Annotated in this window: 32 protein-coding genes and 2 pseudogenes; 17 read left to right on the top strand and 17 right to left on the bottom strand. The window is 68.4% G+C overall.

The features are described from left to right. Positions 1–34 precede the first annotated feature (34 nt). A complete protein-coding gene (locus FRANCCI3_RS20780) occupies positions 35–523 on the top strand; it encodes a winged helix-turn-helix domain-containing protein (protein WP_049761030.1) in 489 nt (162 codons plus the stop codon). Next, positions 487–1,110, top strand: a complete 624-nt coding sequence (locus FRANCCI3_RS20775; protein ID WP_011434592.1) for an IS630 family transposase — start codon at positions 487–489, stop codon at positions 1,108–1,110. Before FRANCCI3_RS20780 ends, FRANCCI3_RS20775 begins: the two co-directional genes overlap by 37 nt. A gap of 15 nt (positions 1,111–1,125) precedes the next feature. Here FRANCCI3_RS20775 and FRANCCI3_RS20770 read toward each other — a convergent pair whose 3' ends face one another. Beyond that, positions 1,126–1,653 (bottom strand): cytochrome P450, encoded by a 528-nt coding sequence (locus FRANCCI3_RS20770; protein WP_011438478.1) that lies wholly within the window; start codon positions 1,651–1,653, stop codon positions 1,126–1,128. A gap of 80 nt (positions 1,654–1,733) precedes the next feature. On the opposite strand from FRANCCI3_RS20770, the gene FRANCCI3_RS20765 reads away from it, so the two are divergent. Beyond that, positions 1,734–2,411 (top strand): IS6 family transposase, encoded by a 678-nt coding sequence (locus FRANCCI3_RS20765; RefSeq protein ID WP_023841936.1) that lies wholly within the window; start codon positions 1,734–1,736, stop codon positions 2,409–2,411. A gap of 58 nt (positions 2,412–2,469) precedes the next feature. Here FRANCCI3_RS20765 and FRANCCI3_RS20760 read toward each other — a convergent pair whose 3' ends face one another. From FRANCCI3_RS20760 to FRANCCI3_RS20735, 6 genes are all read right to left on the bottom strand, one after another. After that, entirely contained in the window at positions 2,470–2,853 is a 384-nt protein-coding gene (locus tag FRANCCI3_RS20760) for a type II toxin-antitoxin system VapC family toxin (protein ID WP_011438476.1), read from the bottom strand. Then, a complete protein-coding gene (locus FRANCCI3_RS20755; RefSeq protein WP_011438475.1) occupies positions 2,850–3,098 on the bottom strand; it encodes a type II toxin-antitoxin system Phd/YefM family antitoxin in 249 nt (82 codons plus the stop codon). The genes FRANCCI3_RS20760 and FRANCCI3_RS20755 overlap by 4 nt, the downstream gene beginning before the upstream one ends. A 133-nt stretch (positions 3,099–3,231) precedes the next feature. Further along, positions 3,232–3,909: an IS6 family transposase gene (locus FRANCCI3_RS20750; RefSeq protein WP_035912354.1), complete on the bottom strand. Its 678-nt coding sequence runs from the start codon at positions 3,907–3,909 to the stop codon at positions 3,232–3,234. A gap of 32 nt (positions 3,910–3,941) precedes the next feature. Beyond that, positions 3,942–4,631, bottom strand: a complete 690-nt coding sequence (locus FRANCCI3_RS20745) for a DsbA family oxidoreductase (protein ID WP_011438473.1) — start codon at positions 4,629–4,631, stop codon at positions 3,942–3,944. 5 nt (positions 4,632–4,636) lie between these two features. Continuing rightward, positions 4,637–5,551: an NADP-dependent oxidoreductase gene (locus FRANCCI3_RS20740; protein ID WP_011438472.1), complete on the bottom strand. Its 915-nt coding sequence runs from the start codon at positions 5,549–5,551 to the stop codon at positions 4,637–4,639. Positions 5,552–5,619: 68 nt separating this feature from the next. After that, positions 5,620–6,069: a nuclear transport factor 2 family protein gene (locus tag FRANCCI3_RS20735; RefSeq protein WP_011438471.1), complete on the bottom strand. Its 450-nt coding sequence runs from the start codon at positions 6,067–6,069 to the stop codon at positions 5,620–5,622. Positions 6,070–6,261: 192 nt separating this feature from the next. Between FRANCCI3_RS20735 and FRANCCI3_RS20730 the strand changes: the two genes are divergently transcribed. From FRANCCI3_RS20730 to FRANCCI3_RS20700, 7 genes are all read left to right on the top strand, one after another. After that, the gene (locus tag FRANCCI3_RS20730; protein ID WP_023841932.1) at positions 6,262–7,047 is read left to right on the top strand and encodes an SDR family NAD(P)-dependent oxidoreductase; all 786 of its coding nucleotides are present in this window, start codon (positions 6,262–6,264) and stop codon (positions 7,045–7,047) included. Positions 7,048–7,076: 29 nt separating this feature from the next. Beyond that, on the top strand, positions 7,077–8,222 hold the full coding sequence (locus tag FRANCCI3_RS20725; RefSeq protein ID WP_011438469.1) for an acyl-CoA dehydrogenase family protein: 1,146 nt from the start codon (positions 7,077–7,079) through the stop codon (positions 8,220–8,222). A gap of 23 nt (positions 8,223–8,245) precedes the next feature. Further along, positions 8,246–9,520 (top strand): beta-ketoacyl-[acyl-carrier-protein] synthase family protein, encoded by a 1,275-nt coding sequence (locus FRANCCI3_RS20720; RefSeq protein WP_011438468.1) that lies wholly within the window; start codon positions 8,246–8,248, stop codon positions 9,518–9,520. Beyond that, positions 9,517–10,719: a ketosynthase chain-length factor gene (locus tag FRANCCI3_RS20715; RefSeq protein ID WP_011438467.1), complete on the top strand. Its 1,203-nt coding sequence runs from the start codon at positions 9,517–9,519 to the stop codon at positions 10,717–10,719. The genes FRANCCI3_RS20720 and FRANCCI3_RS20715 overlap by 4 nt, the downstream gene beginning before the upstream one ends. Positions 10,720–10,794: 75 nt before the next feature. Next, the gene (locus tag FRANCCI3_RS20710; RefSeq protein ID WP_011438466.1) at positions 10,795–11,058 is read left to right on the top strand and encodes an acyl carrier protein; all 264 of its coding nucleotides are present in this window, start codon (positions 10,795–10,797) and stop codon (positions 11,056–11,058) included. Next, complete coding sequence (locus FRANCCI3_RS20705) at positions 11,055–12,032, top strand: aromatase/cyclase (protein ID WP_308726833.1); 978 nt, start codon at positions 11,055–11,057, stop codon at positions 12,030–12,032. Before FRANCCI3_RS20710 ends, FRANCCI3_RS20705 begins: the two co-directional genes overlap by 4 nt. Continuing rightward, positions 12,029–12,961, top strand: coding sequence for an MBL fold metallo-hydrolase (locus FRANCCI3_RS20700; protein WP_011438464.1), 933 nt, complete (start codon positions 12,029–12,031; stop codon positions 12,959–12,961). The genes FRANCCI3_RS20705 and FRANCCI3_RS20700 overlap by 4 nt, the downstream gene beginning before the upstream one ends. A gap of 88 nt (positions 12,962–13,049) precedes the next feature. On the opposite strand, the pseudogene FRANCCI3_RS20695 reads toward FRANCCI3_RS20700, so the two are convergent. Beyond that, positions 13,050–13,577, bottom strand: a pseudogene (locus FRANCCI3_RS20695) (IS6 family transposase); the annotation flags it as partial. A gap of 580 nt (positions 13,578–14,157) precedes the next feature. Here FRANCCI3_RS20695 and FRANCCI3_RS20685 point away from each other — a divergent pair. Then, a complete protein-coding gene (locus FRANCCI3_RS20685) occupies positions 14,158–14,424 on the top strand; it encodes a hypothetical protein (RefSeq protein WP_011438461.1) in 267 nt (88 codons plus the stop codon). 74 nt (positions 14,425–14,498) lie between these two features. Continuing rightward, complete coding sequence (locus tag FRANCCI3_RS28625; RefSeq protein WP_255353912.1) at positions 14,499–14,627, top strand: hypothetical protein; 129 nt, start codon at positions 14,499–14,501, stop codon at positions 14,625–14,627. A gap of 948 nt (positions 14,628–15,575) precedes the next feature. On the opposite strand, the gene FRANCCI3_RS20675 is transcribed toward FRANCCI3_RS28625, so the two are convergent. From FRANCCI3_RS20675 to FRANCCI3_RS27190, 4 genes are read right to left on the bottom strand one after another with little or no spacing between them, the layout of a single operon-like run. After that, positions 15,576–16,139, bottom strand: a complete 564-nt coding sequence (locus tag FRANCCI3_RS20675) for an NUDIX hydrolase (protein WP_011438460.1) — start codon at positions 16,137–16,139, stop codon at positions 15,576–15,578. Between the two features lie 6 nt (positions 16,140–16,145). Further along, positions 16,146–17,330: an adenosylhomocysteinase gene (locus FRANCCI3_RS20670; RefSeq protein ID WP_011438459.1), complete on the bottom strand. Its 1,185-nt coding sequence runs from the start codon at positions 17,328–17,330 to the stop codon at positions 16,146–16,148. A 52-nt stretch (positions 17,331–17,382) separates the two neighbouring features. Further along, entirely contained in the window at positions 17,383–17,667 is a 285-nt protein-coding gene (locus tag FRANCCI3_RS20665) for a hypothetical protein (RefSeq protein WP_235463305.1), read from the bottom strand. Then, on the bottom strand, positions 17,664–17,861 hold the full coding sequence (locus FRANCCI3_RS27190) for a hypothetical protein (RefSeq protein WP_162492186.1): 198 nt from the start codon (positions 17,859–17,861) through the stop codon (positions 17,664–17,666). The genes FRANCCI3_RS20665 and FRANCCI3_RS27190 overlap by 4 nt, the downstream gene beginning before the upstream one ends. A gap of 325 nt (positions 17,862–18,186) precedes the next feature. On the opposite strand from FRANCCI3_RS27190, the gene FRANCCI3_RS20660 reads away from it, so the two are divergent. The 4 genes from FRANCCI3_RS20660 (at position 18,187) to FRANCCI3_RS20645 (ending at position 22,418) form a co-directional block, all read left to right on the top strand. Continuing rightward, a complete protein-coding gene (locus FRANCCI3_RS20660; protein ID WP_011438457.1) occupies positions 18,187–19,698 on the top strand; it encodes a helix-turn-helix domain-containing protein in 1,512 nt (503 codons plus the stop codon). Between the two features lie 15 nt (positions 19,699–19,713). Beyond that, positions 19,714–20,037: a 4a-hydroxytetrahydrobiopterin dehydratase gene (locus tag FRANCCI3_RS20655; protein ID WP_011438456.1), complete on the top strand. Its 324-nt coding sequence runs from the start codon at positions 19,714–19,716 to the stop codon at positions 20,035–20,037. 588 nt (positions 20,038–20,625) lie between these two features. After that, positions 20,626–22,044 (top strand): replication initiator, encoded by a 1,419-nt coding sequence (locus tag FRANCCI3_RS20650; RefSeq protein WP_023841925.1) that lies wholly within the window; start codon positions 20,626–20,628, stop codon positions 22,042–22,044. Beyond that, complete coding sequence (locus FRANCCI3_RS20645) at positions 22,041–22,418, top strand: hypothetical protein (protein WP_011438454.1); 378 nt, start codon at positions 22,041–22,043, stop codon at positions 22,416–22,418. The genes FRANCCI3_RS20650 and FRANCCI3_RS20645 overlap by 4 nt, the downstream gene beginning before the upstream one ends. Here the strand turns inward: FRANCCI3_RS20645 and FRANCCI3_RS20640 are convergent. The 5 genes and pseudogenes from FRANCCI3_RS20640 to FRANCCI3_RS20625 form a co-directional block, all read right to left on the bottom strand. Next, positions 22,415–23,422, bottom strand: a complete 1,008-nt coding sequence (locus FRANCCI3_RS20640; RefSeq protein ID WP_011438453.1) for a recombinase family protein — start codon at positions 23,420–23,422, stop codon at positions 22,415–22,417. The two genes, FRANCCI3_RS20645 and FRANCCI3_RS20640, sit on opposite strands and share 4 nt — an antisense overlap. Before the next feature lie 181 nt (positions 23,423–23,603). Beyond that, positions 23,604–23,921, bottom strand: a complete 318-nt coding sequence (locus FRANCCI3_RS20635) for a recombinase family protein (RefSeq protein ID WP_035912346.1) — start codon at positions 23,919–23,921, stop codon at positions 23,604–23,606. Positions 23,922–23,943: 22 nt separating this feature from the next. Continuing rightward, positions 23,944–24,135, bottom strand: a pseudogene (locus tag FRANCCI3_RS25730) (IS6 family transposase); the annotation flags it as partial. A gap of 111 nt (positions 24,136–24,246) precedes the next feature. Then, on the bottom strand, positions 24,247–24,615 hold the full coding sequence (locus FRANCCI3_RS20630; RefSeq protein WP_011438451.1) for a DUF5615 family PIN-like protein: 369 nt from the start codon (positions 24,613–24,615) through the stop codon (positions 24,247–24,249). Continuing rightward, positions 24,612–24,839: a DUF433 domain-containing protein gene (locus FRANCCI3_RS20625; protein ID WP_023842258.1), complete on the bottom strand. Its 228-nt coding sequence runs from the start codon at positions 24,837–24,839 to the stop codon at positions 24,612–24,614. The genes FRANCCI3_RS20630 and FRANCCI3_RS20625 overlap by 4 nt, the downstream gene beginning before the upstream one ends. A gap of 270 nt (positions 24,840–25,109) precedes the next feature. Between FRANCCI3_RS20625 and FRANCCI3_RS20620 the strand changes: the two genes are divergently transcribed. Further along, positions 25,110–25,820, top strand: coding sequence for an IS6 family transposase (locus FRANCCI3_RS20620; RefSeq protein ID WP_011438450.1), 711 nt, complete (start codon positions 25,110–25,112; stop codon positions 25,818–25,820). Positions 25,821–25,889: the final 69 nt, after the last annotated feature.

The following is a 25,889-nucleotide window of genomic DNA, read 5'->3' as shown; positions in this document are numbered from 1 at the left end:
TATGACCCGGCCGTGTCCGACGCTTGTATCGGGCATGAGGTATGCGGATGGTGGCGGGCTTACCGCGCAGGGTCGTGCCCGTCGGGAAGTGGTCCGGGTGCAGGCGGCGGACCTGTTCGCCGCCGGGGTCGATCCGGTCGAGGTCGCCGGGCGGCTGCGGGTGAGTACGAAGTCGGCCTACCAGTGGAAACGGCTCTGGCAGGCCGGTGGCACGGCGGCGCTGGCCTCACGAGGACCCAGTGGTGCGTCATGCCGCCTGTCGGACAGTCAGCGTGACCGGCTACGGGTCGAACTGGACCGCGGTCCGGCCGCGCACGGCTGGCCCGACCAGCGCTGGACCCTGGCCCGGGTGACCCTGCTGATCGGCCGGCTGTTCCGCACCCGCTACACCCTGCGCGGTACGTCGTACCTGCTGCACCGCATGGGTTACAGCCCTCAGGTCCCCGCCCGCCGGGCCACCGAACGCGACGAGGAGAAGATCACCGCGTGGCGGGCCGAGACCTGGGCGAAGGTACGAGGCTAGCGGCGACGACCGGCGCGTGGATCGTCTTCGAGGACGAAGCCGGGCAGAGCCTGCGACCCCCGAAGGCCCGGACCTGGGCCCCACGGGGACACACCCCGACCGTGCGAGTGTCCGGGAAGGGCTCCGGGCGGGTCTCGATGGCAGCCCTGGTCTGCTACCGGCCCGGCCAGCGGCCCCGGCTGTTCTACCGGGTCCTGACCCACCACGGCCGTAAGGGCGAGCGTCGTAGCTTCTCCGAGGACGACTACGCCACCCTGCTCGTCGCCGCGCACCACCAGCCCCGTGCTCCGATCATCCTGTGTTGGGACAACCTCAACACCCACCGCAGCGCCGCGATGCGCAGGTTCCTCACCCGCCACGCCCACTGGCTGACCGTGATCCCCCTGCCCGCCTACGCCCCCGACCTCAACCCCGTCGAAGGCGTGTGGGCCCACGTCAAACGCGACCTGGGCAACCACGTCCGGGTCACCGTCGACCAGCTCACCGCCACGATCAAGACCCTGCTCAAACGCGTCCAGTACCGGCCCGACCTGATCGCCGGCTTCCTCGGCCAGACCGAACTGATCATCGACCCGGAACCGCCGTAGCCAGACCCTGACCATTCAAGCTCTGTAGTGGTGTCCGCTGCCGAACGTCACATGATGCCGGGCCGAACCGCGGGAGAGCTCGAACCGCTGCGGGCTGTCGACATGGGCCTCGTCCCTGGCAGCGGAGTCCAGCGAGACGAACACCGTGGCACCCGCGGGGACGGTGACCGAGCCCAGTTCCACGTCGGCCATCGCGTACGTCATGCCGGCGAAGCCAGTGCTGGACTGGGCATAACGGAGGATCTCCTCGACCGCCGCCGCGATGTCCGTCCTGCCCCGCTTCAGATGCTCCATCTGCTCCGGATGCCGGAACATCGCCAGGAACCCGTTGCCGATCTGGACGACCGTGCTCTCGTAACCGGCGATCGCGGTCAGCAGGACGGTCGACACCAGTTCCTCGTCGGAGAACCCTGTGCCGTCCTCGTCCCGAACCACGGTCAGGGCACCCAGAGCGCCGTTGCCCGGCTCCTCACGCTCACGGAGGACCATCTCCACCGCGCAGTCGTGCAGCGAACGCATCGCCTCGCCGAGGCACTGTTGCATCGGCGGAGTCCGCTGTCCTGCGGCTGTCGATCAGTCATGATCGAGTGATGCGTCGACGTCGTGCCTGTCCACCGGTTCCGGTGTCGGAGTTCGCGGGGTTCCGGTTCCCACCTGAGGTGATTGTCCTCGCTGTCCGCTGGTACCTGCGGTACGTACTGTCCTACCGGGACGTCGAGGAGCTGCTCGCTGAACGCGGCCTCGAGGTCGACCACGTCACGGTCTATCGGTGGGTGCAGCGCTTCACGCCCTTGCTGGTGGAGGCGGCCCGGCCGTGCCGGCACCGTCCTGGCGGAAGGTGGTTCGTCGACGAGACCTACGTCAAGGTCTCCGGCCGCTGGACCTACGTGTACCGGGCGGTCGACCAATACGGGCAGGTCATCGACGTCCTCGCCAGCACACGGCGCGACCAGGCAACCGCCCGGCGATTCTTCGTTCGAGCGCTGACGTATGGGCGCCGCCCGGACGAGGTCACCACCGACAAGGCCGCGGTCTACCCGCGGGTCCTCGACGAGCTGGTACCCGAGGCCTGCCACATCGACGCCGCCCGGGAGAACAACCGGATCGAAGCCGACCACGGCCGGTTGACAGCACGGCTCCGACCGATGCGCGGACTGAAACGACTGCGGTCCGTCCAGACGATCAGCGCCGGCCACGCGCTGGTCCAGAACATCCGCCGCGGCCACTACGAACTCGGGATCGACACCAGGCCGCAGATACGGCTGGCAGCCGCGTTCACCGAACTCGCCGCCGCTGTCTGACCGACGGTCGTCCCGGCCGCTGGCATGCCCAGCTTCCCCATAATGCAACAGCGCCAGCCTAGATCGTGACGATCCTCAGGAGGTCTTCCAGGCCGGCGAGGTCGGCGGCGTTGCGGGTGTAGATGCTGGCTCCGTGGGCGTGGGCGGTGGCCGCAATCAGCAGGTCCATGGTGCGTGCGCGTGGCTGGCGCCCGACTTCGACGACACGGGCGGCGAGACGTCCGTAGCTGTCGGCGACGGCGTCGTCGACGGGCAGCGGGTCGAACCGTCGTTGGATCGCGCTGAGGCGGGCGAGCCGGGTCGCGCGGGCCTGGGGCGTCCTGGCGACGAGGATGCCGAACTGGAGTTCGGCGATGCTGATGACGCTGACGGCCAGCTCGCCGGGGAGGGGGGTGACGTCTGTGGCGACCAGGACACTGGTGTCGAGGACGCCGCGCGTCATCGGCGCCCCCAGGGATCCGTGAGGGAATTGTCGACGAGGGTGCGGTCCTGCGGCCAGTCGGTGTCCTCCGGCTGCGCGAAGAGATCAGCCAGATCGTCCCAGCGCCGCCACGTACGCGGACTCACCGGGCCGAGGACGGCTGCTGGCCGGCCGGCCACGGTGATGGTGAGCCGTTCACCGGCCTGGGCGCGGCGCACCAGGTCGCTGGCGTTCTGCCGGACCTCTCGAAGCCCTATCTCGTCCACCCTCCGAGGGTAGCACTTGTGCTACCTGCGTGTCGGTGCGCGGATGCTCCGGTACGGCGCGGCATCGGCACTGTTACAGGCGCTGTTGCATTATGGGGAAGCTGGGTATGCCAACGGGCCGGATGTCTGCTGGTCAGAGGGCTGCGGCGAGTTCGGTGAACGCGGCTGCCAACCTCAGGTGCGGGCTGCTGTCGATTCCGAGTTCGTAGTGGCCGCGGCGGATGTTCTGGACCAAGGCGTGTCCGGCGCTGACGGTCTGGACGGAGCGGAGGCGTTTCAGTCCGCGCATCGGCCGGATCCGTGCTTTCAACCGGCCGTGGTCGGTTTCGATCCGGTTGTTCTCCCGGGCGGCGTCGACATGACAGGCCCCAGGGAGTAGCTCGTCGAGGACCCGCGGGTAGACCGCGGCCTTGTCCGTAGTGACCTCGACCGGGCGGCGCCCGTGCGTCAGCGCCCGGGCGAAGAAGCGTCGGGCGGCGGCCTGGTCGCGGTGGGTGCTGGCCAGGACGTCGATGACCTGCCCGTGCTGGTCAACAGCCCGGTACACGTACGTCCACCGGCCGGAGACCTTGACGTAGGTTTCATCCACGAACCACCTGTCACCGGGCCGGTGCCGGCACGGCCGGGCCGCGTCGACCAGCAGGGGCGTGAAGCGCCGCACCCACCGGTACACCGTGACGTGATCAACCTCGAGGCCGCGTTCCGCGAGGAGCTCCTCGACATCCCGGTAGGACAGCGCGTACCGCAGATACCAGCGGACGGCGAGGACGATCACCTCGGGTGGGAACCGGAAGCCGGCGAACTCCGACACTGGGACCGGTGGACAGGCACGACGCCGACGCATCACTCGATCATGACCGGACGGCGGCCGTGGGACAACGGACTCCGCCGATGCAACAGTGCCCTGGAGGCCGCTGCGGCACGGTCCAACTCGGCGCGGACCATCTCCGGCGGCTGCATGCCCGAGAACGGCCGGCCGCCGTCGACGACGAGCGTCGGCACGCCGCTCACCCGCAACTCGGCGGCGCGGCGCTGATCGGCGATGACGGCGTCGGCGTAGCGGTCACCGGCGAGCACCGCGCCCGTCTCCTCCTCGGGCAGGCCCACCTCGTGCGCCAACTCCAGCAGGACGAGGTGGTCGGCGACGTTCCGCCCCTCCGCCTGGTAGGCCCGCAGCAGCGCCTCGACGAGCGCATCGGCCCGCTCATGGTCGGCCGCGAAATGGGTCAGCCGATGCGCGTCGAAAGTGTTGACGGGACGCGCTTTGTCGAGGTCGATAGCCAAGCCCAGGTCCGTGCCGAGCTGCTCGATCAGGGCCAGCCGCACGGGCAGCTGGTCCGGTGCGGTCCATGTGGCCATCGCCTCGGCGGCGGTCGGGCCAGGGATGCGCCCCTCGTCCGGTGACAACTGATAGCTGCGCCACCGCAGTCGAACCTCGTCGCGGCCGGGAAAATCCGTCAGGACCCGCCGCAGCCGGTGCTTACCGATGTAGCACCAGGGGCACAGCACGTCGTAGAAGACCTCGATCAGCACGCCGCTCACCCCCGGAGCAGGACGGCGGTCTTGCCGCGGGCATGGCCGGTGTCGATCCGACGGTGCGCGTCGGCGATCCGGTCCAGTGGGAAGACCTCCGACACGGTCAGCGTCAGTCGCCCGGCGCGGTACAGGTCGGTGATCGCCCGTAGCCGCTGACCCGAGCGCTGGCTGCGCAGGAATCGTACGCCGAGCTCGTCCGCCCGGGCGAAATCCACCAGGGTGCCGATCCGGCTCCGGTCGGCGACCACCTCGAGGCAGGCATCCAGGGCCGCGCCGCCCGCGGCGTCCAGGGCGACGTCGACACCACCGGGTGCCAGGGCTCGCACGCGGTCGACCAGTCCGTCGCCGTAGGTGGTCGGTGTGGCCCCCAGCGAGCGCAGGTAGTCCTGGTTCGCCGGGCCGGCCGTTCCGATCACCGTCGCGCCCGCGGCCAGGGCCAGCTGCACCGCGACCGTTCCGACGCCGCCGGAGGCGCCGTGGATCAGCAGAGTGTCGCCGACGCTGACCTTCAGTTCGTCCAGCGCGGTGTGTGCGGTCTGCGCCGACGCCGACAGGGTGCCCGCCTGCGGCCAGGTCATCCCGGACGGCTTGGAGACGACCTGCTCTGGAGGGACGACGACGTACTCGGCGCAGCTGGCGAGCATGGCCCAGCCGAGCACCTCGTCGCCGATCCGGAAGTCTGTGACGCCGGTGCCGATCTCGTCGACGACACCGGCGAAGTCGTTGCCGACTATCTGCGGGAACCGCAGGGTCTGCCCCGGCGGTGTCCAGCCGGACCGTACCGACGAGTCGTACGCTTGCACGCCCGCCGCCTCGACTCGGACCCGAACCTCTCCCGGCCCAGCTTCGGGTGTGGCAACCTCGACCACCTGTAGCACCTCCGGACCACCGAAGGTGTAGAATGCCGCGGCCCGCATGGATCTCCTCTCCGGATGTTCCGACGCCGGCCCATCAGGGCCGGGGACGTCAGAAACAGCCTGCAATCTCAAGTGCGCTTGAGGTCAAGCAGGTAGTCGTGCTCGACCCGCCGGGACCGGTTGAGTAGCCCCCCGTCCGCGCGGATCAGCACGTCGTGGACAACGCAACTGGGCGCGATCTCGGGCTGGCGCTCACCGGGACGGCTGGTCACCACGAGCACGTAGAAGGTGGACCGCAGGCTCCCGTCCGGGGCCTCGATCAGGTGGATCATGTTGAACCAGTGGCGGCGCTGCACCGGCTCGGTGGCGAAACGCTCCTCGTGGAAAGCCCGCAGCTCGCGTGCGATGCCGTCCCGGGTGTGGGCCGCGGGCCGCCCCGGCGTGTGGCTGAACTCGCCGTCCTCGGTGAAGGTGGCCGCGTACTCGTCGAAGCGGCAGGCATCGAGCGCGTGCATCTGCCGGGCGTAGAACTGCTGGACCTGCGTGTAGACATCGGTGCTGATCGCGGTGGCGGACATTGGCTTCCTCTCCTGATGACCCGCGGCCGGGCCGCGGTCCGGGCTGCGGCGAAACTAATGCGAGTGGGTTGAGAGGCACTCGAAACGGCCGCCCGGCGGCCCATCCGGTGCTCCACGACGGCTCGACCGCGTTTCGAGAGGGCTGCCGCAATGTCGGGGTCGGCCGACCATGGCGGAGTCATCGGAGGAAACATGAGCCAGCAGAGCCAGCCGGTGGCATTGGTCACCGGTGCCACCAGCGGTATCGGACTGGAGATTGCCACCCGGCTCGCGCGTCGCGGCGCCCGGGTGTACCTCTGCGCGCGATCGGCTGACAATGTGGCCGCGACGGTGAAGTCACTACAGGAACAGAACCTCGCCGTGGACGGCCGGGCCTGCGACGTCACGGACGGGACGCAGGTCACCGATCTGATCTGCGCGGTCGTCGACCGGTTCGGGCCGCTGGACATTCTGGTCAACAATGCCGGACGCAGCGGCGGCGGCGTCACCGCGGAGATCGCCGACGAGCTGTGGCTTGACGTCATCAACACCAACCTCAACAGCGTCTTCATCGTCACCCGGGAAGCGCTGCGCGCCGGTGGCCTGGCCGGCCGGGCGGGCGGGCGAATCATCAACATCGCCTCCACAGGGGGCAAGCAGGGAGTGCAGAACGGCGCACCATATTCGGCCGCGAAGCACGGTGTGGTGGGCCTGACCAAGGCATGGGGCCTGGAACTGGCCAAGACCGGCGTCACCATGAACGCGGTCTGCCCCGGCTTCGTCGAGACGCCCATGGCACAGACCGTCCGTGGGACCTACGCCAAGCTCTGGGGCGTCACCGAGGCCGAGGCGCACGACCGGGTGACCGCGCGTGTCCCGATCGGCCGCTATGTCCGGCCGGACGAGGTCGCCGCGATGGTCGAGTACCTCGTCAGTGACGAGGCTGCCGCCGTGACCGCCCAGGCAATCAACGTCTGCGGCGGTCTCGGCAACTACTGAGGTCCAGTGCCGTACCACCGGAGGCAGACATGAAGCTGACCACGGCCGGTTCCACTCTGCAGGCGGCGGCGGAGGTGGCGGCGGTGTCGGCCGCCAAGCACGTGCGTGAGGCGGAGACCGACCGGCGACTCCCGCGTGCGTCGATCGACTCCGTGCTCGCCGCGGGGTTCGCCCGGCACTTCGTGCCCACGCGGTACGGGGGGGACAGTGGCACCTTCGGTGCTCTGCTGCCCGCCGTGGCCACCATCGGCGCGTCCTGCGCCTCGACGGCCTGGGTGGCGTCACTGATCGCCGCGGCCGCCCGGATGGCAGCCTATCTTCCGGAAGCGGGCCGCGCTGCCGTCTGGGCCGGCGGCCCGGACGCCTTGATCGTCGCGGGGCTGATGCCCGGGGGAGAGGCGGCTGCGGGGGGCGACTCGTGGCGGCTCAACGGGCAGTGGCCGTACGTGAGCGGCGTCGACCACTCGGACTGGGCCCTGGTGTGCGCCCGGGCGGTCCGTGACGGCCGGGACGAGTACCGGTTCTTCGCGGTGCCGCGGCCGGCGTACCGGATCGAACCGACGTGGTTCAACGTGGGCATGCGTGCCACCGGCAGCAACACGCTCGTTCTTGACGACGTGCGGGTTCCGGCGTCCCACTCGGTGTCCCTGCGGGTGCTCGCCGACGGGCCAGCTCCCGGGGAGGACGCGCCCTGCCATCAGGTACCGATGAAGGCGGCCAACGGCCTTACTCTCACCGGTCCACTGCTCGGGGCGGCCCGCGGCGCCCTGCACCGGTGGTGGTCGCTGATCGGACCGAAGTTGCAGCGGCCCGGCCCGGCCATATCCGGCCCGGTGGACCGGCTGGCGTACGACATGGTGCTGGCCCGTTCCGGCGGGGAGATCGACACGGCGGGCCTGCTCCTGGAACGGGTGGCGCAGGTGCTCGACGAGGGCGCGGTGACGCCCTACGAGGAGTCCCGTAACGGTCGGGACTGCGCGCTGGCCGCGGAGTATCTCTCCGCTGCGGTGGACCGGCTGATGCGTGGCTCGGGTAGCCGAGGGCAGGCCGACGGCGAGGATCTCGGACGGTTCTGGCGGGACGTCGTCTGCGGGGCGGGCCACAGCGGTCTCCAGTTCGCCGCGCGGGCGGGTGGCTTCGCCCGCCATGCGGCGGAGGCGGTGAACGACAGGTGACTACTCCACGGGGAAAGGAATTCATGAAACCGAACCGGCGCGTGGTGATCACCGGGATCGGAGTACGCGCACCCGGTGGCGGAGGAGCCAAGAACTTCTGGAACCTTCTGACGGCCGGCCGGACCGCGACCCGGCGGATTTCCTTCTTCGATGCGGGGCCGTTCCGCAGCCAGGTGGCCGGTGAGGTCGACTTCGATGCCCAGGCCGAAGGGCTGACCCCACGGCAGATCCGCCGGATGGACCGGGCGGCCCAGTTCGCGGTGGTCTGCACCCGCGACGCGGTCGAGGACAGCGGTCTGGAGCTGGACCGGGTGGAACCCCACCGGATCGGGGTGAGCCTCGGCAGCGCTGTCGCGGCGGCTACCTCTCTGGAAGCCGAGTACCTCGTGCTGTTCGACAGCGGCCGAACCCGCGAGATGGACACCCGGCACCTGACGCCGCACATGTTCGATCACATGGTGCCCAGCGTGATGGCGGCCGAGGTGGCCTGGACCGTCGGCGCGGAGGGCCCGGTCACCATGGTCTCCGACGGGTGCACCTCCGGATTGGACGCGATCGGCCACGCGCTGCACCTCATCGAGGACGGCGTAGTGGATGTGATGGCAGCGGGCGCGACAGACACTCCGATCTCACCCATCGTGCTGGCGTGCTTCGACGCCATCAAAGCCACCACGTCGTACAACGACGAACCGGCGACGGCCTCGCGCCCGTTCGACCGATCGCGCAACGGCTTTGTCCTCGCCGAGGGCTGCGCCATGTTCGTGCTCGAGGAGTACGAGCACGCCCGGCGTCGCAACGCCGAGATCTACGCTGAGGTCACCGGGTACGCCACCCGGTTGAACGCCTTCCACATGACCGGTCTGAAGCCGGACGGCAGGGAGATGGCCGAGGCGATCCGCACCGCGCTCGCCCAGTCCCGGCTCGATCCGTCGGACGTGGACTACGTCAACGCGCACGGCTCGGGTACCAGACAGAACGATCTACACGAGACAGCGGCGGTCAAGGCCAGCCTCGGTGAGCACGCGCGTCGGGTGCCGATCAGCTCGATCAAGTCGATGGTGGGCCATTCCCTGGGCGCGATCGGGTCCATCGAGGTGGCCGCCTGCGCTCTCGCCTTGCGGTACAGCGTCATCCCCCCGACCGCGAACCTACGGCTGCCGGACCCCCAATGCGACCTAGACTACGTGCCGCGCGTGGCCCGGGAGGCCACCCTCGACACGGTGCTGACGATCGGCAGCGGGTTCGGCGGGTTTCAGAGCGCAATGGTGCTTCGTCAGCCCGGAGGACGGGCAGCATGACGCAGCGGGTCTTCGTCACCGGAGTCGGCGTGGTCGCGCCGACCGGGCTGGGTATCGCGGAGTACTGGGCGGCGACGCTAGCGGGGCGCTCCGGCATCTCGAGATTCGACGACCGGCATGTCGGGGCGCTCGCCGGCCGGATCACCGGCTTCGATGCCGCCCGGCACCTTCCGGGCCGGTTGCTGCCCCAGACCGACGTCTCTACCCGGCTGGCGCTCACCGCGGCCGACTGGGCAATCAACGACGCGGGTGTGCGCCCCGACGATCGGGACGAGTACGACATGGGCGTCATGACGTCGAATGCCTGCGGCGGCTTCGACTTCACCCACCGCGAGTTCGACAAGTTGTGGCACGACGGACCCCAGCACGTCAGCGTCTACGAGTCGTTCGCCTGGTTCTACGCCGTGACGACGGGACAGGTGTCCATTCGGCACGGCCTGCGCGGACCGGGCACGGCGCTCGTCGGCGAGCAGGCAGGCGGGCTGGACGCCATCGGCTACGCCCGCCGGGCGATCCGACGGGGCACGCCCCTGGTGATCTCCGGCGGCGTCGACTCCGCACTCGGCCCGTGGGGCCGGGGCGCGCATCTCTCCAGCGGCACGGTGAGCACCACGGATGATCCGGGGCAGGCGTATCTGCCGTTCGCCGCGGCGGCCTCCGGGCACGTCCCGGGTGAGGGCGGTGCGATCCTCGTCCTGGAGGGCGGCGAGAGCCTGGACGGGCGCGGGGACCGCTCCCGGTACGGCGAGATCGCCGGGTATGCGGCGACCTTCGACCCCGCCCCGGGGTCGGGCCGACCGCCGGGCTTGCGCAGGACCGCGGAACTGGCCCTCGAGGACGCCGGGGTCACGACCGCCGACGTGGGGGTCGTCTTCGCCGACGCCGCCGGCACCGCCGAGCTCGACCGTGCGGAGGCCGAGGCGGTGACCGGGCTGTTCGGCCCCTACGGGGTGCCCGTTACCGCCCCCAAGGCCGGGACCGGGCGGCTCTTCTCGGGCGGCGGCCCCCTCGACGTCGTCACCGCCTGTCTGGCCCTGCGCGAGGGCGTGATCCCGCCGACCCCACACGACGCGCAGGTCGCCGCTGGACATCGGATCGATCTCGTTCAGAACGCCCCGCGCGAGCGGAACATGACCGTCGCGCTGGTGCTGGCCCGTGGCCGGTGGGGCTTCAATTCCGCCGTCGTCGTCCGTGCCTGACCAGATCCTCGCGGACACCGGCACACGCCAGTCACCGATCAGGTCAAGCGCGCGCACTCTCACGAAGGGAAAGACATGTCTCTGATAACCCTCGAGGACCTGAAAAAGATTCTGGTCGAGAACTCCGGCGCCGACGACAGCGGAACCCTGGACGGCGACTTCGCCGTCCAGGAGTTCACCGAACTCGGCTACGACTCGCTCGCCCTGCTGGAGCTCGCCGCCGAGATCCAGCGCCGCTACGGCATCGTGTTGCCGGACGAGCAGGTCATGGAGCTGCGTACGCCGGAGGCCGTGCTCGCCGCCGTCAACAGCGCCGAGCGGCTGCGGCAGACGTCGTGAAGGGTGCGCCTACTGTGCCTACGAAGCACCGGACATCGCATCGAGAAGTGGTGGCGGCCCCGGCGGACCTGGTCTTCGAACTGCTCACCGAGGCTGAACGGTGGCCGGCGATCTTCGGTCCGAACATCTTCTTGCGCTACCTCGAGCGTACGGAGAGCGAGGAACACTTCCAGCTCTGGGCCCTGGTCGGCGGCGAGGTCAAGACGTGGACGTCGCGGCGTGAGGTCGACCGGCACCTGCGGACGATCGGCTTCCGCCAGGAACGGAGCCAGCCACCGGTGGCGGCGATGAGCGGACGCTGGCAGGTCCTGCCCTTGCCCGGTGGCCGCACCGAGGTGATCCTGGACCACGAGTTCACCGCGGTGGACGACGACGCCGCTGCCGTCCAGTGGATCAGTGCGGCCCTGGAACGCAACAGCGTCGAAGAGTTGGCGGCGTTGCGCCGGGTGGCGGAGCTCGGTCATCCGGTCGCGGAAGTCGTCTTCACCTTCGAGGACACCGTCGAGCTCACCGGGTCGGCCGAGGAGGCGTACGACTTCATCGACCGGGCGGACCGCTGGCCGGATCAGCTCCCGCACGTTCGCCGTGTGGTGCTCACCGAGGAGATGCCGGGCATCCAACAGTTGGAGATGGACACGGTCAGCGGCGATGACGGGTCGACGCACACCACCCGGTCGGTGCGGGTGTGCCTGGCGAACGACAGAATCGCCTACAAGCAGACCCGGCCACCCTCGACGCTTCTCGGGCACAGCGGGGTGTGGATCTTCCATCGGGTGCCGGACGGGCCCGACTCGGTCACGGCGAGACACACCGTCGTGTTGGACCCGGACGCGCTGCGCACGGTGCTCGGCCCGAGCAGTTCTCTCGCCGAGGGACGCCGCTACCTCCGGGACGCGTTGGGGGCCAATAGCCGCCGGACGCTGGCCGGCGCGGCGGCGCCCGTATCCTCCACCGAGGAGCGGGAAGTCCGGTGACAGCGACTCGCGCCGCCGCCAGCGCGGTGGCGGCACGTATGACGGAGGTGGCGGACGGCGTGTTCGCCTATGTCCAGCCGGACGGAGGCTGGTGTCTCAACAACGCTGGCGTGGTGGTGGGTGACGACGGCATCCTGCTCGTCGACACCGCGGCCACCGAGCGGCGCGCGACCTTGCTGCGCACCGCAGTGGACGGCCTCAGTCGTGGCGGGGTGAAGTACTTGGTCAACACTCATTTCCATGGCGACCACACCTTCGGCAATCACCTTTTCGCCGACACGGCGACGATCATCGCCCAGCACGGCACCCGGGCCGAGATGGCGGAGACGGGGCTGGCACTGACCGGCCTCTGGCCGGAGGTGAATTGGGGCAATGTCGATCCGGTGCTACCGACGGTGACCTACCACGACGCACTGACGCTGCACCTGGGCCGCTGCCGGGCCGAGCTTTTCAACGTGGGGCCCGCGCACACCGGGCACGACACCGTGGTGTGGCTCCCCGGCGAGAAGGTGCTGTTCACCGGCGACGTGGTGCTGCCGGGGTGTACGCCCTTCCTGTTGATGGGCACGGTCGCGGGGTCGCTGACCGCTGTCCGCCGGATGCGCGAGACGGGTGCCCAAGTCGTGGTCGGCGGGCACGGAACGATCGCCGGCCCCGAGGCCTTCGACGAGACGGAGGCGTACCTACTGTGGCTGCGGGACGCCGCCGGAGACGCGATGCGTAAGGGGCTGACACCGATCCAGGCGGCCCGCCAATGCTCGGCAGGCCGATTCGCCGGCTGGAAGGACCCGGAGCGGCTGGTCCCCAACCTGCACCGCGCGATCGCCGAGCATCAGGGGGCACCGCCGGCAGCCGCGCTGCCGGTCGAGCCGCTCTTCGCGGAAATGGTGGAATTCAACGGTGGGCACCTCCCGGAGTGCCACGCCTGACCGGCGTGCCAGAAGGTCCTCGACCGACCGCAGCGGGTCTGTTGCATTGGGGGAAGGCAGGGCATGGTTGACCCTGCCGAACGGGTGATCAGATCGCGAGGGTGAGCTCGGTGAACGCGGCTGTCAGCCGTGCGTGCGAGTCGGTGTCGATCCCGAGTTCGTAGTGGCCGCGGCGGATGTTCTGGACGAAGGCATGCCCTGCGCTGATCGTCTGGACAGAGCGCAGCCGTTTCAGTCCGCGCATCGGGCGGAGCCTGGCTTTCAACCGGCTGTGATCGGATTCGATCCGGTTGTTCTCCCGCGCGGCATCCACGTGACAGGCCTCGGGTACCAGCTCGTCGAGGATCCGCGGGTAAACGGCGGCCTTGTCGGTGGTGACCTCGACCGGCCGGCGGCCGTGAGACAGCGCCGCGGTGAAGAACCGGCGTGCCGCAGCCTGGTCGCGTCGTGCGCTGGCGAGGACGTCGATGACCTGCCCGTGCTGGTCAACCGCCCTGTACAGGTACGTCCACCGGCCGGCGACCTTGACATACGTCTCGTCGACGAACCACCTGTCCCCGGGCAGGTGCCGGCACGGCCTCGCCGCGTCGACGAGCAGGGGCGTGAAGCGCTGCACGCAACAGGTTGGCGAACTTCACTTTTTGCGCGGCGGTGGACGAGGCAGAAGCGGCGCGGGTCGTCTAGGAACCGAAATTACACCGTGATGTCCGTCACTTCCAACACACGGAATCAGGTACGCAAGTAGTCGCAGCAACGCTTGACCTGCCCACACTCGGTTGCTTGCTACCGCAAGTAGTCCAGCTCTACCGACGTGGCCGTGCCGCTCGCCGCTTCGCGGGATGATCGATTAGTCGGCAGCGTCCGGCGGCCGGAGGTCCGTACGCGCACCCCTTCCGGGGCGGCTGGCCATCCATGCATCGAAGGTGGACGTCTTCCACCTGGGTCGGTCGGGTACCGAGATGTCGTCTGGCTCAGGAAGTAGTCCTTTGGCGCGATAGTTACGCAGCGTGCCCGGTCTAATGCCGGCCCGTTCCGCCATCTCGCGGTAACCGATCAACGGGTCTTCCGCCACGTACCTACCTGTTCTTCGGAACTATGGGACGCCATGCCCTATAGTTGGTGATGTTGGCGGTTCCGGCGGGTGTTGCACCACCCACCGGAACCTTGATCACAACCTGGGTGAACAGGGGTGACCCGTGTCTAGTATTCCGCCGTCCGGTCGGGGTGGCTGGCGCAACCCGTACGAAGGGCGTCCGTTCGTCACGATCAATCCGCATGACGATCACGGTCTGTACGACCTGGCGATGACGCCGGGCGCGAGCCTGCGCGACTTGGTGGACGTTACGGCGACGCTTCCGCCGGTTCTCTTTATCGATCATTGGCGGGTGAGTCCCGGCGATTCTGCGGTGATCCTGCGGTTCCGGACCTTGCCGGACCTTGGTTCCCTGCTCGGCGGCCTCTGATGGCGGCCGGATGGGTACCGCCGTGCGTCCAGGTGGGTCCGGCGGCGTGGACTCCCTACCAAGAGGCGCTTCACGTGCTGCTGTTGGCTGCTCCGGTGGGTCCGACTGGCGTGCGGCTGCGTGGTGAGCTGGTTCGGCTCGATCCTCGAAGCGTCGTGGCGTTGGCGGACATGGTCCGCGACCGTCGGCCGGTGCGGGTGTAGCTGCGGCGCTCTGAGAGCACTTCGGCGTTCTTGAGGGCTGCGCTGTGCGGCGTGCCTGCTCCCACTGGGCGGCGGGGCTGACTCGGCGGCCAAGAGCACCGGAACGGCTGCGCTCGGCGGCGGCCACGGACACGAACCCCACCGGACACATAACGTATCGTTCCGTTTCATCCATCCTAATCGAGACGAAACGGAAGGATAGGAAGCGTGATCGTTCCGGTGTCTATCGGCCGGTCTCAGGACCATACACCCGTGGGGGCAGGCGATCCGACGGGCACAGGGCCGCTCGTCGGCCTTGCGGCGCTCCGGTTGGGTGGTCGTCGACCCTCGACATGCCGGGGGCTTGAGCTGGTCCTCCGTCGGGCGGGCAGGCGTAGCCCTACCCCAGGTTCCTTCGGCCGTGCAAGGGCACCGACGGCGCTCGACCCCACCGGAAGGCGTGTGCCCTTGCGCGGTCGGAGGGTTCTGGGGTTGCCTGTGGTGTCCGTCCGGCGGGGGAACCAGCGGACGTGCCGCGCCGCTGCCCTCCGGCACCGCCGGCGGTCTCCCTCCTCCGGAGAAAGGGCCGGGGTTCGGGGCAGAGCCCCGTCACATCCCGACACGCATCTCGCCTGTCCCTCTCAAGGCGCATGGCACAGCACAGGAACGCAACGACGCTCCGACGCGCCGAACGGGCGGCCGGTCCGACGCGCCCGGGGTGGGGTGCCGACCGGAGGGAGGCGGGGCCCCGCCCCGGGCGCGCGGCGGGGCGGACGGGGTCCTGTTCGGCGCGGCGCGTGCGGCGCCCCTGCCTCGTTCTGGCTGGCCAACTGGGGTTGCCGCCCCGAAGGGGCGGCCTTGAAACCGTACAGAACATTAGCGATGGCGATCATGCCCTCTGCATCAGGGGACGTCGTGGCCGCCGTTTTGATCTCTGTGTTCCTAAGAAGTCGGTCCCGGATGATCAATTCAGGGTCGAGCGAGGAGGTTAGCTCGGGTACGGTCGCTCAGACGGCCGGGCAGTTCGGTCAACGGGGCCCAGCGGTAGTCAGCGACCTCCTCCAGTTGCAGCGCCACATTGGCGTTGCCGGCTGGCGGATCGATGGCCAGGAGGAAGCGAAGATCGTAGTGGATGTGCTCCGGCTCCCGCTTTGCGGGGTTCGGTGGGATCACGTGTGCGTCCACGTCCACGGGCCGTTCGAGGGCAGGGTTCGCCCAGGCCCGGGGAATCCCTGTCTCTTCGGCCAGCTCACGTAGGGCTGCGTCCAGGAGCGAGGCGTCGTCCGGCTCGATGTGCCCGCCGGGAAGGAGCCATCGGTTCAGGCTGCGGTGGCGGATCTGGAGGACTTGGCGATCAGAGGTGACTGCGACCACTCCGCAGGTCACGTGGCCGGGTGTGGTCGTCCTGGAGGCCAGGGGCGCGTCGCTTCCTCGGGCCGCTTCCAGCAGAGGGGCCAGAGACTCGGCGTCCTCCGGGTGTGCGTCGAGATGCGCACGGATGGTCTTGGCGATGTCGTCGTTCGTGACGGGCATGGGGGTTCACTCCTCGTTGAAGCATCGCAGCCAGGACCGGGCGATGATTTCACGCTCCCGGTTGCCGACCTCGTGTAGGCCCGGCTCCATGGTCTGTCCCGACGACAGCAGCGCGAGGGCCGCGAGGATCTCGCCTTGGACAAGGAAGATGAACGGGCCGACCGCAGCGCCGTGGACGAAGTTGACCGCATTTCCATCGTTGAGCAGATAGAAATGATGGTTCCATGAGGTCATGCGGCTGAGGTGTGGGCCGAGCCGGTCGACGCGGTAGGTTCCGCGGAGCGAGGCGAGGTTCAGTTCGTCGTCCGACGATGTCACGGACGCCACGTAGGAGCCGGGCCGTAGGTAAGTGAAGTCTTCACCCTCCAGCGCCCGGTTGCCGGTGGCGCACACGATGACATCGGCGCGGCCCAGCGCCTCGGACTTTGACCATTTCACTGCGAATCCGTGCGACATGGCTTCGACGGCGCGCACCGGGTCTGTCTCGTACACGGTGGTGCGGACCGATTTGGCTCGGAGGGTGTTCGCCACGCTTCGGCCTATCTTGCCGTAGCCGATGACGCAGGTCTCGCGGCCGTGCAGGATGTTCCCGTGCTCTCGGAGAAGCGATTCGGTGGAGAACACGATGGACTGACCCACCAGATAGTCTTCCGGCTGCTTCAGCGGACTGCGGGCTACCGAGAAAACCGGGCAGGGTGGTTTCCCACACGAAAGGTACTTGCGGTACCCGTTCTCCGTGTCCTCGACGACTCCCACGATTCGCCCGCTGAACTGTCGACACAGGGAGGTTAGCGCGGGCGCGAAGTAGCCGCCGATATCCAGCAGGACAAGGTCTCGACCTGCGGCCCGCTCTTCGATGTACGCGAGAACTTTCGCAGGATGGGTGAAGCGGTCGCGGTCCAGGTCATCGCAGTGGTACCGGCCGCTGATGGCGGCCCGCGTCGTCGGGTCACAGGACTTCGGCTTGGGAAGAATCGATATAAGATCGTTCCCTCGCGCCACCGCGTCCAGGAAGAAGGGCCGGTCGGGCAGCATGTGAGTGATGACGATGGTCGCCACTTCGTGCACCGATGGGAATGCGTTGTTGACTGCCAGGAAGTACTGCTCAATGCGTCTCCTCGCCGAAGGCTCGGCGACGATCGTCGCGGGCGCGGCCCGGTCGAGGGTCAGACTGCCGTCCATCTCGTCCACGTTCGGTCGACTCCCAGATCAGGAGGGAATTACACAGGGGGTTGCTGTAGCGCTAACTCTCGTCGAGGGTGCGAGGCGATGGGCCGTCCTCCCCGTTCATCGGCTCGCAGCCACCGACCTTCGTGAAGATCGTCCAAGCGATGAGTTCACACGTCTCTCGCGTGATGCGCCGCGTGATCCGCTGCGTCCGGTCCTCCACCTCCAAGGGGAGAATGACGTCGGGGTCCTGTATTTTCTTGTGTGCCCAGACGTGTGCGTCGTTCCAGGTGGCGAAGGTGGCGATCTGCACACCGTAGCCGTTCAGGACGGCGTAGGGCCGGATGTGCCGGGCGATCACCTCCCCGAGCTGGATCCCCCTCCATCCGTGATCTTGATTATTTGGTTCTTGATCCATTGAGCCTCCTCCGTGATGTTCTCGATTCGTTCCAGTAGCGCGGCGTATTCAAGGGGGTCGACTGGGGCACGGCTCTCGTAGTCGATGAGCTTGCTTTCCAGCTCTTCTATCGCGGTGACGGCAACATCGCTCTGCAATCGCAGAATCCTTAAAGGAAGATCGCCCGACAGTTGCGGGATACCCGGCCAGCCTCCACTCATCCTTTCCACTGTCCGTCTTCTCCCTCGTTCGACGTTCCGCCTGGAGCGGCACCCGAGGCCGAGGAGCCCACCGCCGTCATCTGAAGAACGGCTTTCCTCGACCCGGCCCCGGGGCCTGGGGCAAGTGTGAAATCAACGATTCGTGATCACTAGACGTGGCACGCATAGGCGCCATGCGTCGTAGGTATGAGCGGCCCGCGGCGCTGGATAGACTGCGTAAGCACGATCCGGGCCTGGGAGGTCACGAAGGGGCGTCACTGCGATGAGTGACCAGGTAGACGATTCTCGCTACTGCCGGTGTGGCACGCGCCTTGCCCGGGACAACGACCGGGGATCGTGTGGGCCCTGCCAGCGCCGGGCTCGGGAACGGGGCACGGCTGCGCCGGAGGTGCCGGCCGGGTTCTGGACCGCCTCCGATCAGCTTCGGGACGCCCTTGATGAGCGGCACATGGGCCGGGTGATCGCGGCCTACCGCAACCACCCTCATCACACTGTTCTCCTGTCTCAGGAGATGGTGGCCGGGTGGATGGGCATCACTCAGACCCAGTTGAGCCGCATCGAGTCGGGTGAGCCGGTGACCGACCTTACGAAGCTCATCCGGTGGGCCGAGGTCCTGTGCATCCCGGAAGACCTGCTGTGGTTCAAGCTCCCACGGCCGCGCCCCAGCGAGGCACCCCCTGCCCCGGTTGGCTCTCCCACCGCATCGGCGGTTCCCGGCATCCTCGGGGTACCGCTCACAGACAGCGCGGGTCCGCCGGCTGACCCGTACCGGGTGATCGCACACGTAGGGGAGGTGGTCATCGTGGCCATCGACCGGCGCACGTTTCTCGCGGGAAGCGGTGCCGGGTTCCTGGTCGGGGGCGCGGTCATGCCCTTGGCGTCGTATCAGCAGGTTGCACCTGAGGCCATCGAGTATCTGGCGGCTCAGCTTGACGGCTACTACCGGGCCGAGGCCGCGTTGGGGCCGCACACCGTGATTCCGTCGGTGCTGGTGCAGCAGGAACTCATCCGGCAGTTCCTGCGTGTGGCCCGGGGCCCCGAACGGCACGCCCTGTTGCGCACGAGCGTCGCCTACGCGGGCCTGATGACCTGGCTCTACCAGGATGCCGGGGACCTCGTGAGCGCGTCGCACTGGGCGAACCAGGCTCTCGAACTCGCCCACCGGGTGGGAGACACCCAACTCGTCCGACACGCCCTGACGAACAAGGCGATGATCTGTACCGACCAGCAGGATGGACCCGGCACCCTCGATCTGACCAGCGCGGCCCTGACGGACGGGAACGGCCTGTGCGCAAAGGTCCGGGTACAGGCGATGCAGCAGACCGCCCACGGCTACGCCCTCATCGGCGACCGGCGCGGCGCAGACTACGCCCTGGACAAGGCCGCGGCCCTGCTGGTCCGCGTCGATGACGACTACCCGTGGTTCAACGCCTGCCGGCGCACCCCCGGCTACATCGAGGTGCAGCGGGCCACCTGCTACAACCGTCTCGGCCTCGGCCGCGAGGCCCTGCCACTGTGGGAGCAGGTCATCTCCGCCCTGCCCGCCACGGCCCGCCGGGACAAGGGCGTGTACCAGGCACGGCAAGCCACCTCGCATGCTCAGGCCGGGAACCCGGAGGCCGCCGCCGACGCCGTGACGCACGCGGTCACCGTCGCCCGGGAGACCAGTTCGGCGCGGCTACGGCAGGAGCTCCACGGAGTTTGGCACCACCTCACGCCGTGGCATGACCATGAGACCGGACGACAGGTCAAAGCTCAACTGGCGACGCTGTAGGAAGGAACAACGGGCATGGGACTACGCGACCCGCTACCGGCCGAGGAAGTCACTCGACGTCTGGCCGCGCTGGACGGATGGGTGAAGGCCACCGACCGCGAGGAGATCCACAAGACGTTCCCCGTGGAGTACTACGCCGCGATCGAGGCTCTGGGCACGGTGGCCGAGGCCGCGAAGGAACTGGAGCACCACCCGGACGTCGAACTGCACTGGGGAGAACTGACGTTCAGTCTCACCACCTACAGCGCCGGACAGCGGATCACCGACCTGGACTTCCGGCTAGTCGACCGCATCGAAGCCGTGCTGGCCCGCTACGTCCAGGCGGAAGCGGCGGGATAGCCGAAGAGGCCGACCCAGCGGGCCGAGACTCTCCGGCCCGCTGGGCTCCCCTACAGCACCCGTTGGCCTGGGCGTCTGCCTGATCGGTCGCCGGGGCCGTAGGGACAGATCTTGATCCTCCGGGATAGGTTCGACGGCTCGCCGATTCATTCAAAAAGGTAGAATCTTCGTACGGACATAGGTATAGTAGATGTAGGCATTCGAGGGGCTCCGGTCCCTGCGCCATGTAAGGCAGTACGCCACATAGACGAGCTGTCCGCGTTGAGCCGCCTGGGAGCGGCAGGACCGGGCTCGGGCTGCTGCACCGTGGGCCACGTGTCCTCGTGGTTCGCGTCCAGTCGTGTTGACGTTCCGTCTGGGGTGCAGATGTGCCGCATGTGGCGTGTCCTGTCGGTGATCAGGTTCTCTCTCGTTCACGGGTTGACCGGGTAGCTCCGGCTGGCGGCTGAGGTCCGCCGCTGTTGATCTTCCGGTCTTTTTCTGTCTCGTTCTCGTTTCCGTGTGGCGCTGCGGCCGGCCTGTGGGTTCGTCCGGGTCGGGCTGCGCCTGTGCGGTGAAAGGACGCGGTGAATTTCCGTGGACGTGGGCGTGAGCTTGCCCGAAAACCGGCCGGTCGCGGGTGGCTGTTCCCGGCCGATCCGCCTCTCCGGCCATGTCGATCATGTGGATGTTGGTACCGGTGAGGTCCGCCGCGCGTTCACCTCGGCGGGTGAGCCGGGCGGCGTGTTGCATGTGCGGTGCAACAACCGGCGTGAGTCGGCGTGCCCGGCGTGCTCGGCGGTCTACAAGCGGGACGCCTGGCGGCTGGTCCTGGCTGGGCTCGCGGGCGGCAAGGGCGTGCCGGAGACGGTGACCGGGCATCCGGCGTGGTTCGTCACCCTGACCGCGCCGTCGTTCGGGCCGGTGCATTCCCGCCGCCAGTACGGCGGGAAAACCGGTCCAGTGCAGGCATGTCACCCCCGGCGGGGACTGTGCCCGCACGGGAAACCGGCGGGTTGTCATGAGCGGCACCGCGAGGATGATTCCCGGCTCGGTTCCCCGATCTGCCCGGACTGCTACGGCTACGGCCGGTCGGTGGTCTGGAACGCGCTTGTTCCCCGGTTGTGGAAGGCCACGCGGGACGCGACGGAATCGGCGGTGGCGGCGGCGGCCGGTCTGACGGTGGCGGGGCTGCGCCGTGCGGCGCGGTTGAGCTTCGTCAAGGTCGCGGAAATGCAACAACGCGGGGTCGTGCATCTGCATGTGGTGGTCCGGGTGGACGGTCCGGACGGTCCCGGCTCGGCTCCTCCGGCGTGGGCGGCTGGTGAGCTGGTCGCGGACGCTCTGCGGGGCGTGGTCGGGTCGGTTTCGGTGCCTGCTCCCGATCCGGACGCGGCCACCCTCGACGCCGGCGCTGGTGCCGGGGATGGGTGGGCGGTGCGCTGGGGTGTGCAGGTCGATATCCGGCGTATCGCGCTGGATGGGCCCACCGACGTCGGGCGGGTCAGTAACTACCTGGCGAAGTACATCACGAAGTCTGCGGCGGCCGGTGGGGCGTTGGATCATCCGGTGCGGTCGCTGGCCGCACTCGGCCGGCTGGTCCTGGTTCCGCATGTGCGCCGGTTGGTGGAGACCTGCTGGCGGCTCGGCCACGACGCCACGTTCACGGCGGCGTTGGATGCGGCACTCGGCCGGGACTCCGGCGATGTCCCGCGACTGGTCCGCTGGTCTCACCAAATGGGCTTTGGTGGTCACTGGCTGTCAAAGTCGCGGCGGTACTCGACCACGTTTGGTGCGCTGCGGACGGTGCGGCGAGTCTGGTCGCGCACGATCGGTGCGGCGATGTCGGGCCGGGTGCCGGTGGATGCGTTCGGCCGTCCGGACGGCGATCCCGACACGTTGGCCCTCGGGGCATGGACCTACGCGGGGCGTGGTCTATATGCCGGGGATCACGGTGATGATCCACCTGACGGGATGTCGGTGCCGGCGGCTGGATCGGGTTCCGACGTGTGGCTGGCCGGGCTATGAGCAGCGAAGCTTCTGTTCAGCTCTCGCTGTTCGACGACACCCCCGACGATGCCGACACCGGCGCCGATGAGGCGGCCTCTGCCGTGGCTGGCCAGCAGGCGAGCACCGAAGGTTCCGGTAGCTCCTCGACTGTTTCTGCCCCGATGGCTACCGGGGGTGCGCCGCGGAACGTGACCACGGTGCGGGTGGGTGGGCGGGCCGGCACCCGACCGGTACCGGTGCCGGGTTCGGCGCGGTCTCGGCGGGTGTTCTCCGATGCGGCGGAGGAATGGGGGCGGCGTCAGGCGTTGGCGGCTCCGGTGTGGTCGCGGGAGAAACGGCGCCGGGTCGCGGCGCTGCTCGGGCTGGTCCTGGCCGACGATCCCGGCGGTTAGGTCTCTTCTCGCCAGACCGGGTCCAACAGGTCGGGGTCGAACCTGCGGCCCCTGCCGGCGGGGTGAACGACCACGGCGATCAGATGCTCTTTGATGATCGCGCGTTGGCGGGCAAGCGAGTAGGTGTCCCACTCGGCGCGGACATCGGCGGGGCGGGCGTGCGCGTTCGCCGTGGCCACCAAATGATCGTTCCGTCCCTTGAGAAGGGCTTCTTCCTGCTCCCTGAGCTCTTCCATGGTCGGGAAGTAGTCCTTCGGGGAGATCCGCCGGGGCACCGACGTCCACGCGGCCCGGGTCGCGGTGATGCTCTCCTGCACCTCGGCCAGCGCGGCTTCCCCCTCCCACGGGGCAACCTCCACCACGGCGCTCGCGGTCTCCAACTCGATCTTGTTGAACAGCGCCGCCAGAATATGATCATCGGTGTGGGGGCCGTGGCGGGAGACCTTCCCGCACCCTCCCTGCGTCGGCGCGGGGCACCGGTAGATCGCGTGCTTGCGTTCCCGGTACGGCGGTGACCCGAACATCGACCGGCCACACCGGCCGCACGCCACCACGCCGCTGAGCAGGTAGCGGCGGGAGTTATGCCCCTGCTGGGCATAGGTCCGGCCCCCGATCTTGGCGATCACCTGTTCCCACCGGCGTACACCGATGATCGCTTTCCACTGGCCCTTCACCGGGACTTCGATGGTCCGCCCGTCCGGGGTGCGTTCCTTGCGGGTGACGACCTGCATGTACTTCGCAACATGGCCGTTGACGTTGGGTTCCTCGACCCCCCGGCCGCGTAGGCCGCAGATCCGGGGGTTGCGGTAGACCTTCAACACGCTGCTCTTGGTCCACTTCTTCCCCCGGGTCCCGCGGACACCGGCGGCGTTCCACTCGTTCACCAGGTCAATGACCGGCACCCCGGCCAGGATTCTGCGGGCCCCTTCCCGCAGAATCCTGGCCTCGGTGAGATCCAACGTGCGTTTGTCGTCCTTCCAGCCGAACGGACGGCTGCCCCCCACCGGCACTCCTCGTTCGGCGCGCTGCTTGTGGGACCGGCGGACCCGGCGGGAGGTGTCCGCGCTGGCCTTGTTCGCCGCGACCGCCTGCGCGCGGGCGTTCGCCTTCCCGTACTCGGTGGTCAGATCGACTCCGGGCCCGACGATCGGGCGGCCGTACAGCTCGACGACTTCGATCGCGTCTTCACAGATCGCGTAGGTCCCGGGTGAGACGGTCCAGGTCCCACACGATCGCCCCGTCCAGAAACCCGGACCGCAGATCGGCCAACAATTCAGCGTAGTCCGGGCGGATCACACGAGAGATCATCGTGCCGTCTTCCAACACGATCGTCTTCTTCTTCCAGGCGGACTTCTTCTCCTGGTAGACCTTCTCGATCGTCGCGCCGTTCTCCTCGGCGAACTCGTACCCGTCTTCGTCCTGGCGTTCTAGCGCGTCATCCCCACCGACCAGTTCCGAGTACCGGGTGTACAGACCAAGTCGCAAACCGTTCAACTTTGCCATACAAAAAGTGTAGTTCGTGCGATCGTTGCACCCACCGGTACACCGTGACGTGGTCAACGTCGATGCCGCGCTCAGCCAGAAGCTCCTCGACATCCCGGTAGGACAGCGCGTACCGCAGATACCAGCGGACGGCGAGGACGATCACCTCGGGTGGGAACCGGAAGCCGGCGAACTCCGACACTGGGACCGGTGGACAGGCACGACGTCGACGCATCACTCGATCATGACCGATCGGCGGCCGCGGGACAGCGGACTCCGCCGATGCAACAGACCCCTGGTGCGGGATCTGCAGGCAGACTACGGGCCGGATCGGGCGCAGCAGTGCTCAGCGGAGCGGGAGTCGACGGACCCGCACGTGGGTGGTGCTGAGCGAAACGACCACGCCCTGTTCGAGATCGTCTTCCAGCGCGGGCAGGTTTGCCAGCAACAGGGCGGCTTGCGCGTCGGGCTTGAGCTGGTCGCCGGAGCGGAGCAGGACGAGCGAGGGAGCGGTGCCGCGGCTGAGCGCGAGCAAAGTAGTGAAGTCGCTGTCGGCGGAGATGATCGAACGTCTCTCGGTGACGGCGAACGTGCTGACCTCGGTGTCAGGGGAACCACCGAGCCCGTGATCGAGGACGTGTGTCGTGTCGATGCCTTTGTCGCACAGCAGTTCGGCGACCCGCGGCGAGAGGTTCTCGTCGACGAGAAACCTCATGCGGCGATGAACGGGCGCTCTTGCGGCATCGTCTCCGCGGCGAACGCGAGAGCTGCGAGCACGTCGTCGCGGGTGAGCGACGGGTAGTCGGCGAGCAGTTCCTCGACCGTCGAGCCAGCCGCAAGCTGGCCCAGCACCGCGGACACAGTAACCCGGGTACCGCGAATCGCCGGCGCGCCCGCCATGATGGCCGGGTCAGCCGTGATGCGGCTGGCGGTGGTCATAACCACGAGTCTACGGCGGACCCTCAACAGGGACGCTGTTGCGTCCGGCGGAGGCTCCCCCAGGGTTGGGCACCGCGCCTCCCGCAGCATGTGGCCAGACACATCGGCCGAGGAAAGTCGCCGGAACCGCCGTCAGGATACCCGATCAGTGCTCTCCGCATCCGGCTTCTCACGCAGTCCGAACTCCAGGGCACCCGACGCAGCCGGGACGGCTCTGTCGCATCAGCAGAGTCCGTTGTCCCGCAGCTCCCGACCGGTCATGATCGAGTGATGCGTCGACGTCGTGCCTGTCCACCGGTCCCGACATCGGAGTTCGCCGGGTTCCGGTTCCCACCCGAGGTGATCATCCTGGCAGTCCGCTGGTACCTGCGGTACGCCTTGTCGTACCGTGACGTCGAGGAACTCCTCGCCGAACGCGGCATCGACGTTGACCACGTCACGGTCTACCGGTGGGTGCGCCGGTTCACCCCGCTGCTTATCGACGCGGCCCGGCCATGCCGGCACACACCGGGTGATCGTTGGTTCGTCGACGAAACGTATGTGAAGGTCGCTGGACGATGGACCTATCTGTACCGGGCCGTCGACCAGTCCGGCCAGGTCATCGACGTGCTGGCCTCCGAGAAGCGGGACCTCGCCGCGGCCCGCCGGTTCTTCACCCGCGCCCTGTCCCACGGCCGGCGGCCCGTCGAGGTGACCACCGACCGGGCAGCCTTCTACCCACGAGTCCTCGACGAACAGCTCCCCGCCGCTCATCACGTCGACGACCAGTACGCGAACAATCCGATCGAAGCCGACCACGGCCGGTTCACGGCACGACTACGGCCGATGCGCGGCCTGAAACGCCTCCGCTCCGCACAGACCATCGGCTCCGGGCACACGTTCGTGCAGAACATCCGCCGCGGCCACTACGAACTGGGCGTCGATGCCGACCTCCGGAACCGGCTGACGGCTGCCTTCACCGAACTCACCCTGGCCATCTGACCGCCCACCCGAGACGGCTCCACCACGCCCCGCCTCCGCCCAATGCAACAGCGCCGATGGACACAGCTG

It is taken from the genome of Frankia casuarinae (assembly GCF_000013345.1).
In the GTDB taxonomy this organism is placed as follows: Bacteria; Actinomycetota; Actinomycetes; order Frankiales; family Frankiaceae; genus Frankia; species Frankia casuarinae.
Note: the sequence above shows the minus strand (reverse complement) of the source record. Positions and strands in the feature narration are given on the sequence as shown.

Bases quoted from the DNA above. Each gene is read 5' to 3' on its own strand.
- FRANCCI3_RS20780 (WP_049761030.1), top strand. From the start codon at position 35: ATGAGGTATGCGGATGGTGGCGGGCTTACCGCGCAGGGTCGTGCCCGT.
- FRANCCI3_RS20770 (WP_011438478.1), bottom strand. From the start codon at position 1,653: ATGCAACAGTGCCTCGGCGAGGCGATGCGTTCGCTGCACGACTGCGCG.
- FRANCCI3_RS20760 (WP_011438476.1), bottom strand. From the start codon at position 2,853: ATGACGCGCGGCGTCCTCGACACCAGTGTCCTGGTCGCCACAGACGTC.
- FRANCCI3_RS20740 (WP_011438472.1), bottom strand. From the start codon at position 5,551: ATGCGGGCCGCGGCATTCTACACCTTCGGTGGTCCGGAGGTGCTACAG.
- FRANCCI3_RS20735 (WP_011438471.1), bottom strand. From the start codon at position 6,069: ATGTCCGCCACCGCGATCAGCACCGATGTCTACACGCAGGTCCAGCAG.
- FRANCCI3_RS20730 (WP_023841932.1), top strand. From the start codon at position 6,262: ATGAGCCAGCAGAGCCAGCCGGTGGCATTGGTCACCGGTGCCACCAGC.
- FRANCCI3_RS20725 (WP_011438469.1), top strand. From the start codon at position 7,077: ATGAAGCTGACCACGGCCGGTTCCACTCTGCAGGCGGCGGCGGAGGTG.
- FRANCCI3_RS20720 (WP_011438468.1), top strand. From the start codon at position 8,246: ATGAAACCGAACCGGCGCGTGGTGATCACCGGGATCGGAGTACGCGCA.
- FRANCCI3_RS20715 (WP_011438467.1), top strand. From the start codon at position 9,517: ATGACGCAGCGGGTCTTCGTCACCGGAGTCGGCGTGGTCGCGCCGACC.
- FRANCCI3_RS20710 (WP_011438466.1), top strand. From the start codon at position 10,795: ATGTCTCTGATAACCCTCGAGGACCTGAAAAAGATTCTGGTCGAGAAC.
- FRANCCI3_RS20675 (WP_011438460.1), bottom strand. From the start codon at position 16,139: ATGCCCGTCACGAACGACGACATCGCCAAGACCATCCGTGCGCATCTC.
- FRANCCI3_RS20660 (WP_011438457.1), top strand. From the start codon at position 18,187: ATGAGTGACCAGGTAGACGATTCTCGCTACTGCCGGTGTGGCACGCGC.
- FRANCCI3_RS20655 (WP_011438456.1), top strand. From the start codon at position 19,714: ATGGGACTACGCGACCCGCTACCGGCCGAGGAAGTCACTCGACGTCTG.
- FRANCCI3_RS20645 (WP_011438454.1), top strand. From the start codon at position 22,041: ATGAGCAGCGAAGCTTCTGTTCAGCTCTCGCTGTTCGACGACACCCCC.
- FRANCCI3_RS20635 (WP_035912346.1), bottom strand. From the start codon at position 23,921: ATGGCAAAGTTGAACGGTTTGCGACTTGGTCTGTACACCCGGTACTCG.
- FRANCCI3_RS20630 (WP_011438451.1), bottom strand. From the start codon at position 24,615: ATGAGGTTTCTCGTCGACGAGAACCTCTCGCCGCGGGTCGCCGAACTG.
- FRANCCI3_RS20625 (WP_023842258.1), bottom strand. From the start codon at position 24,839: ATGACCACCGCCAGCCGCATCACGGCTGACCCGGCCATCATGGCGGGC.
- FRANCCI3_RS20620 (WP_011438450.1), top strand. From the start codon at position 25,110: ATGCGTCGACGTCGTGCCTGTCCACCGGTCCCGACATCGGAGTTCGCC.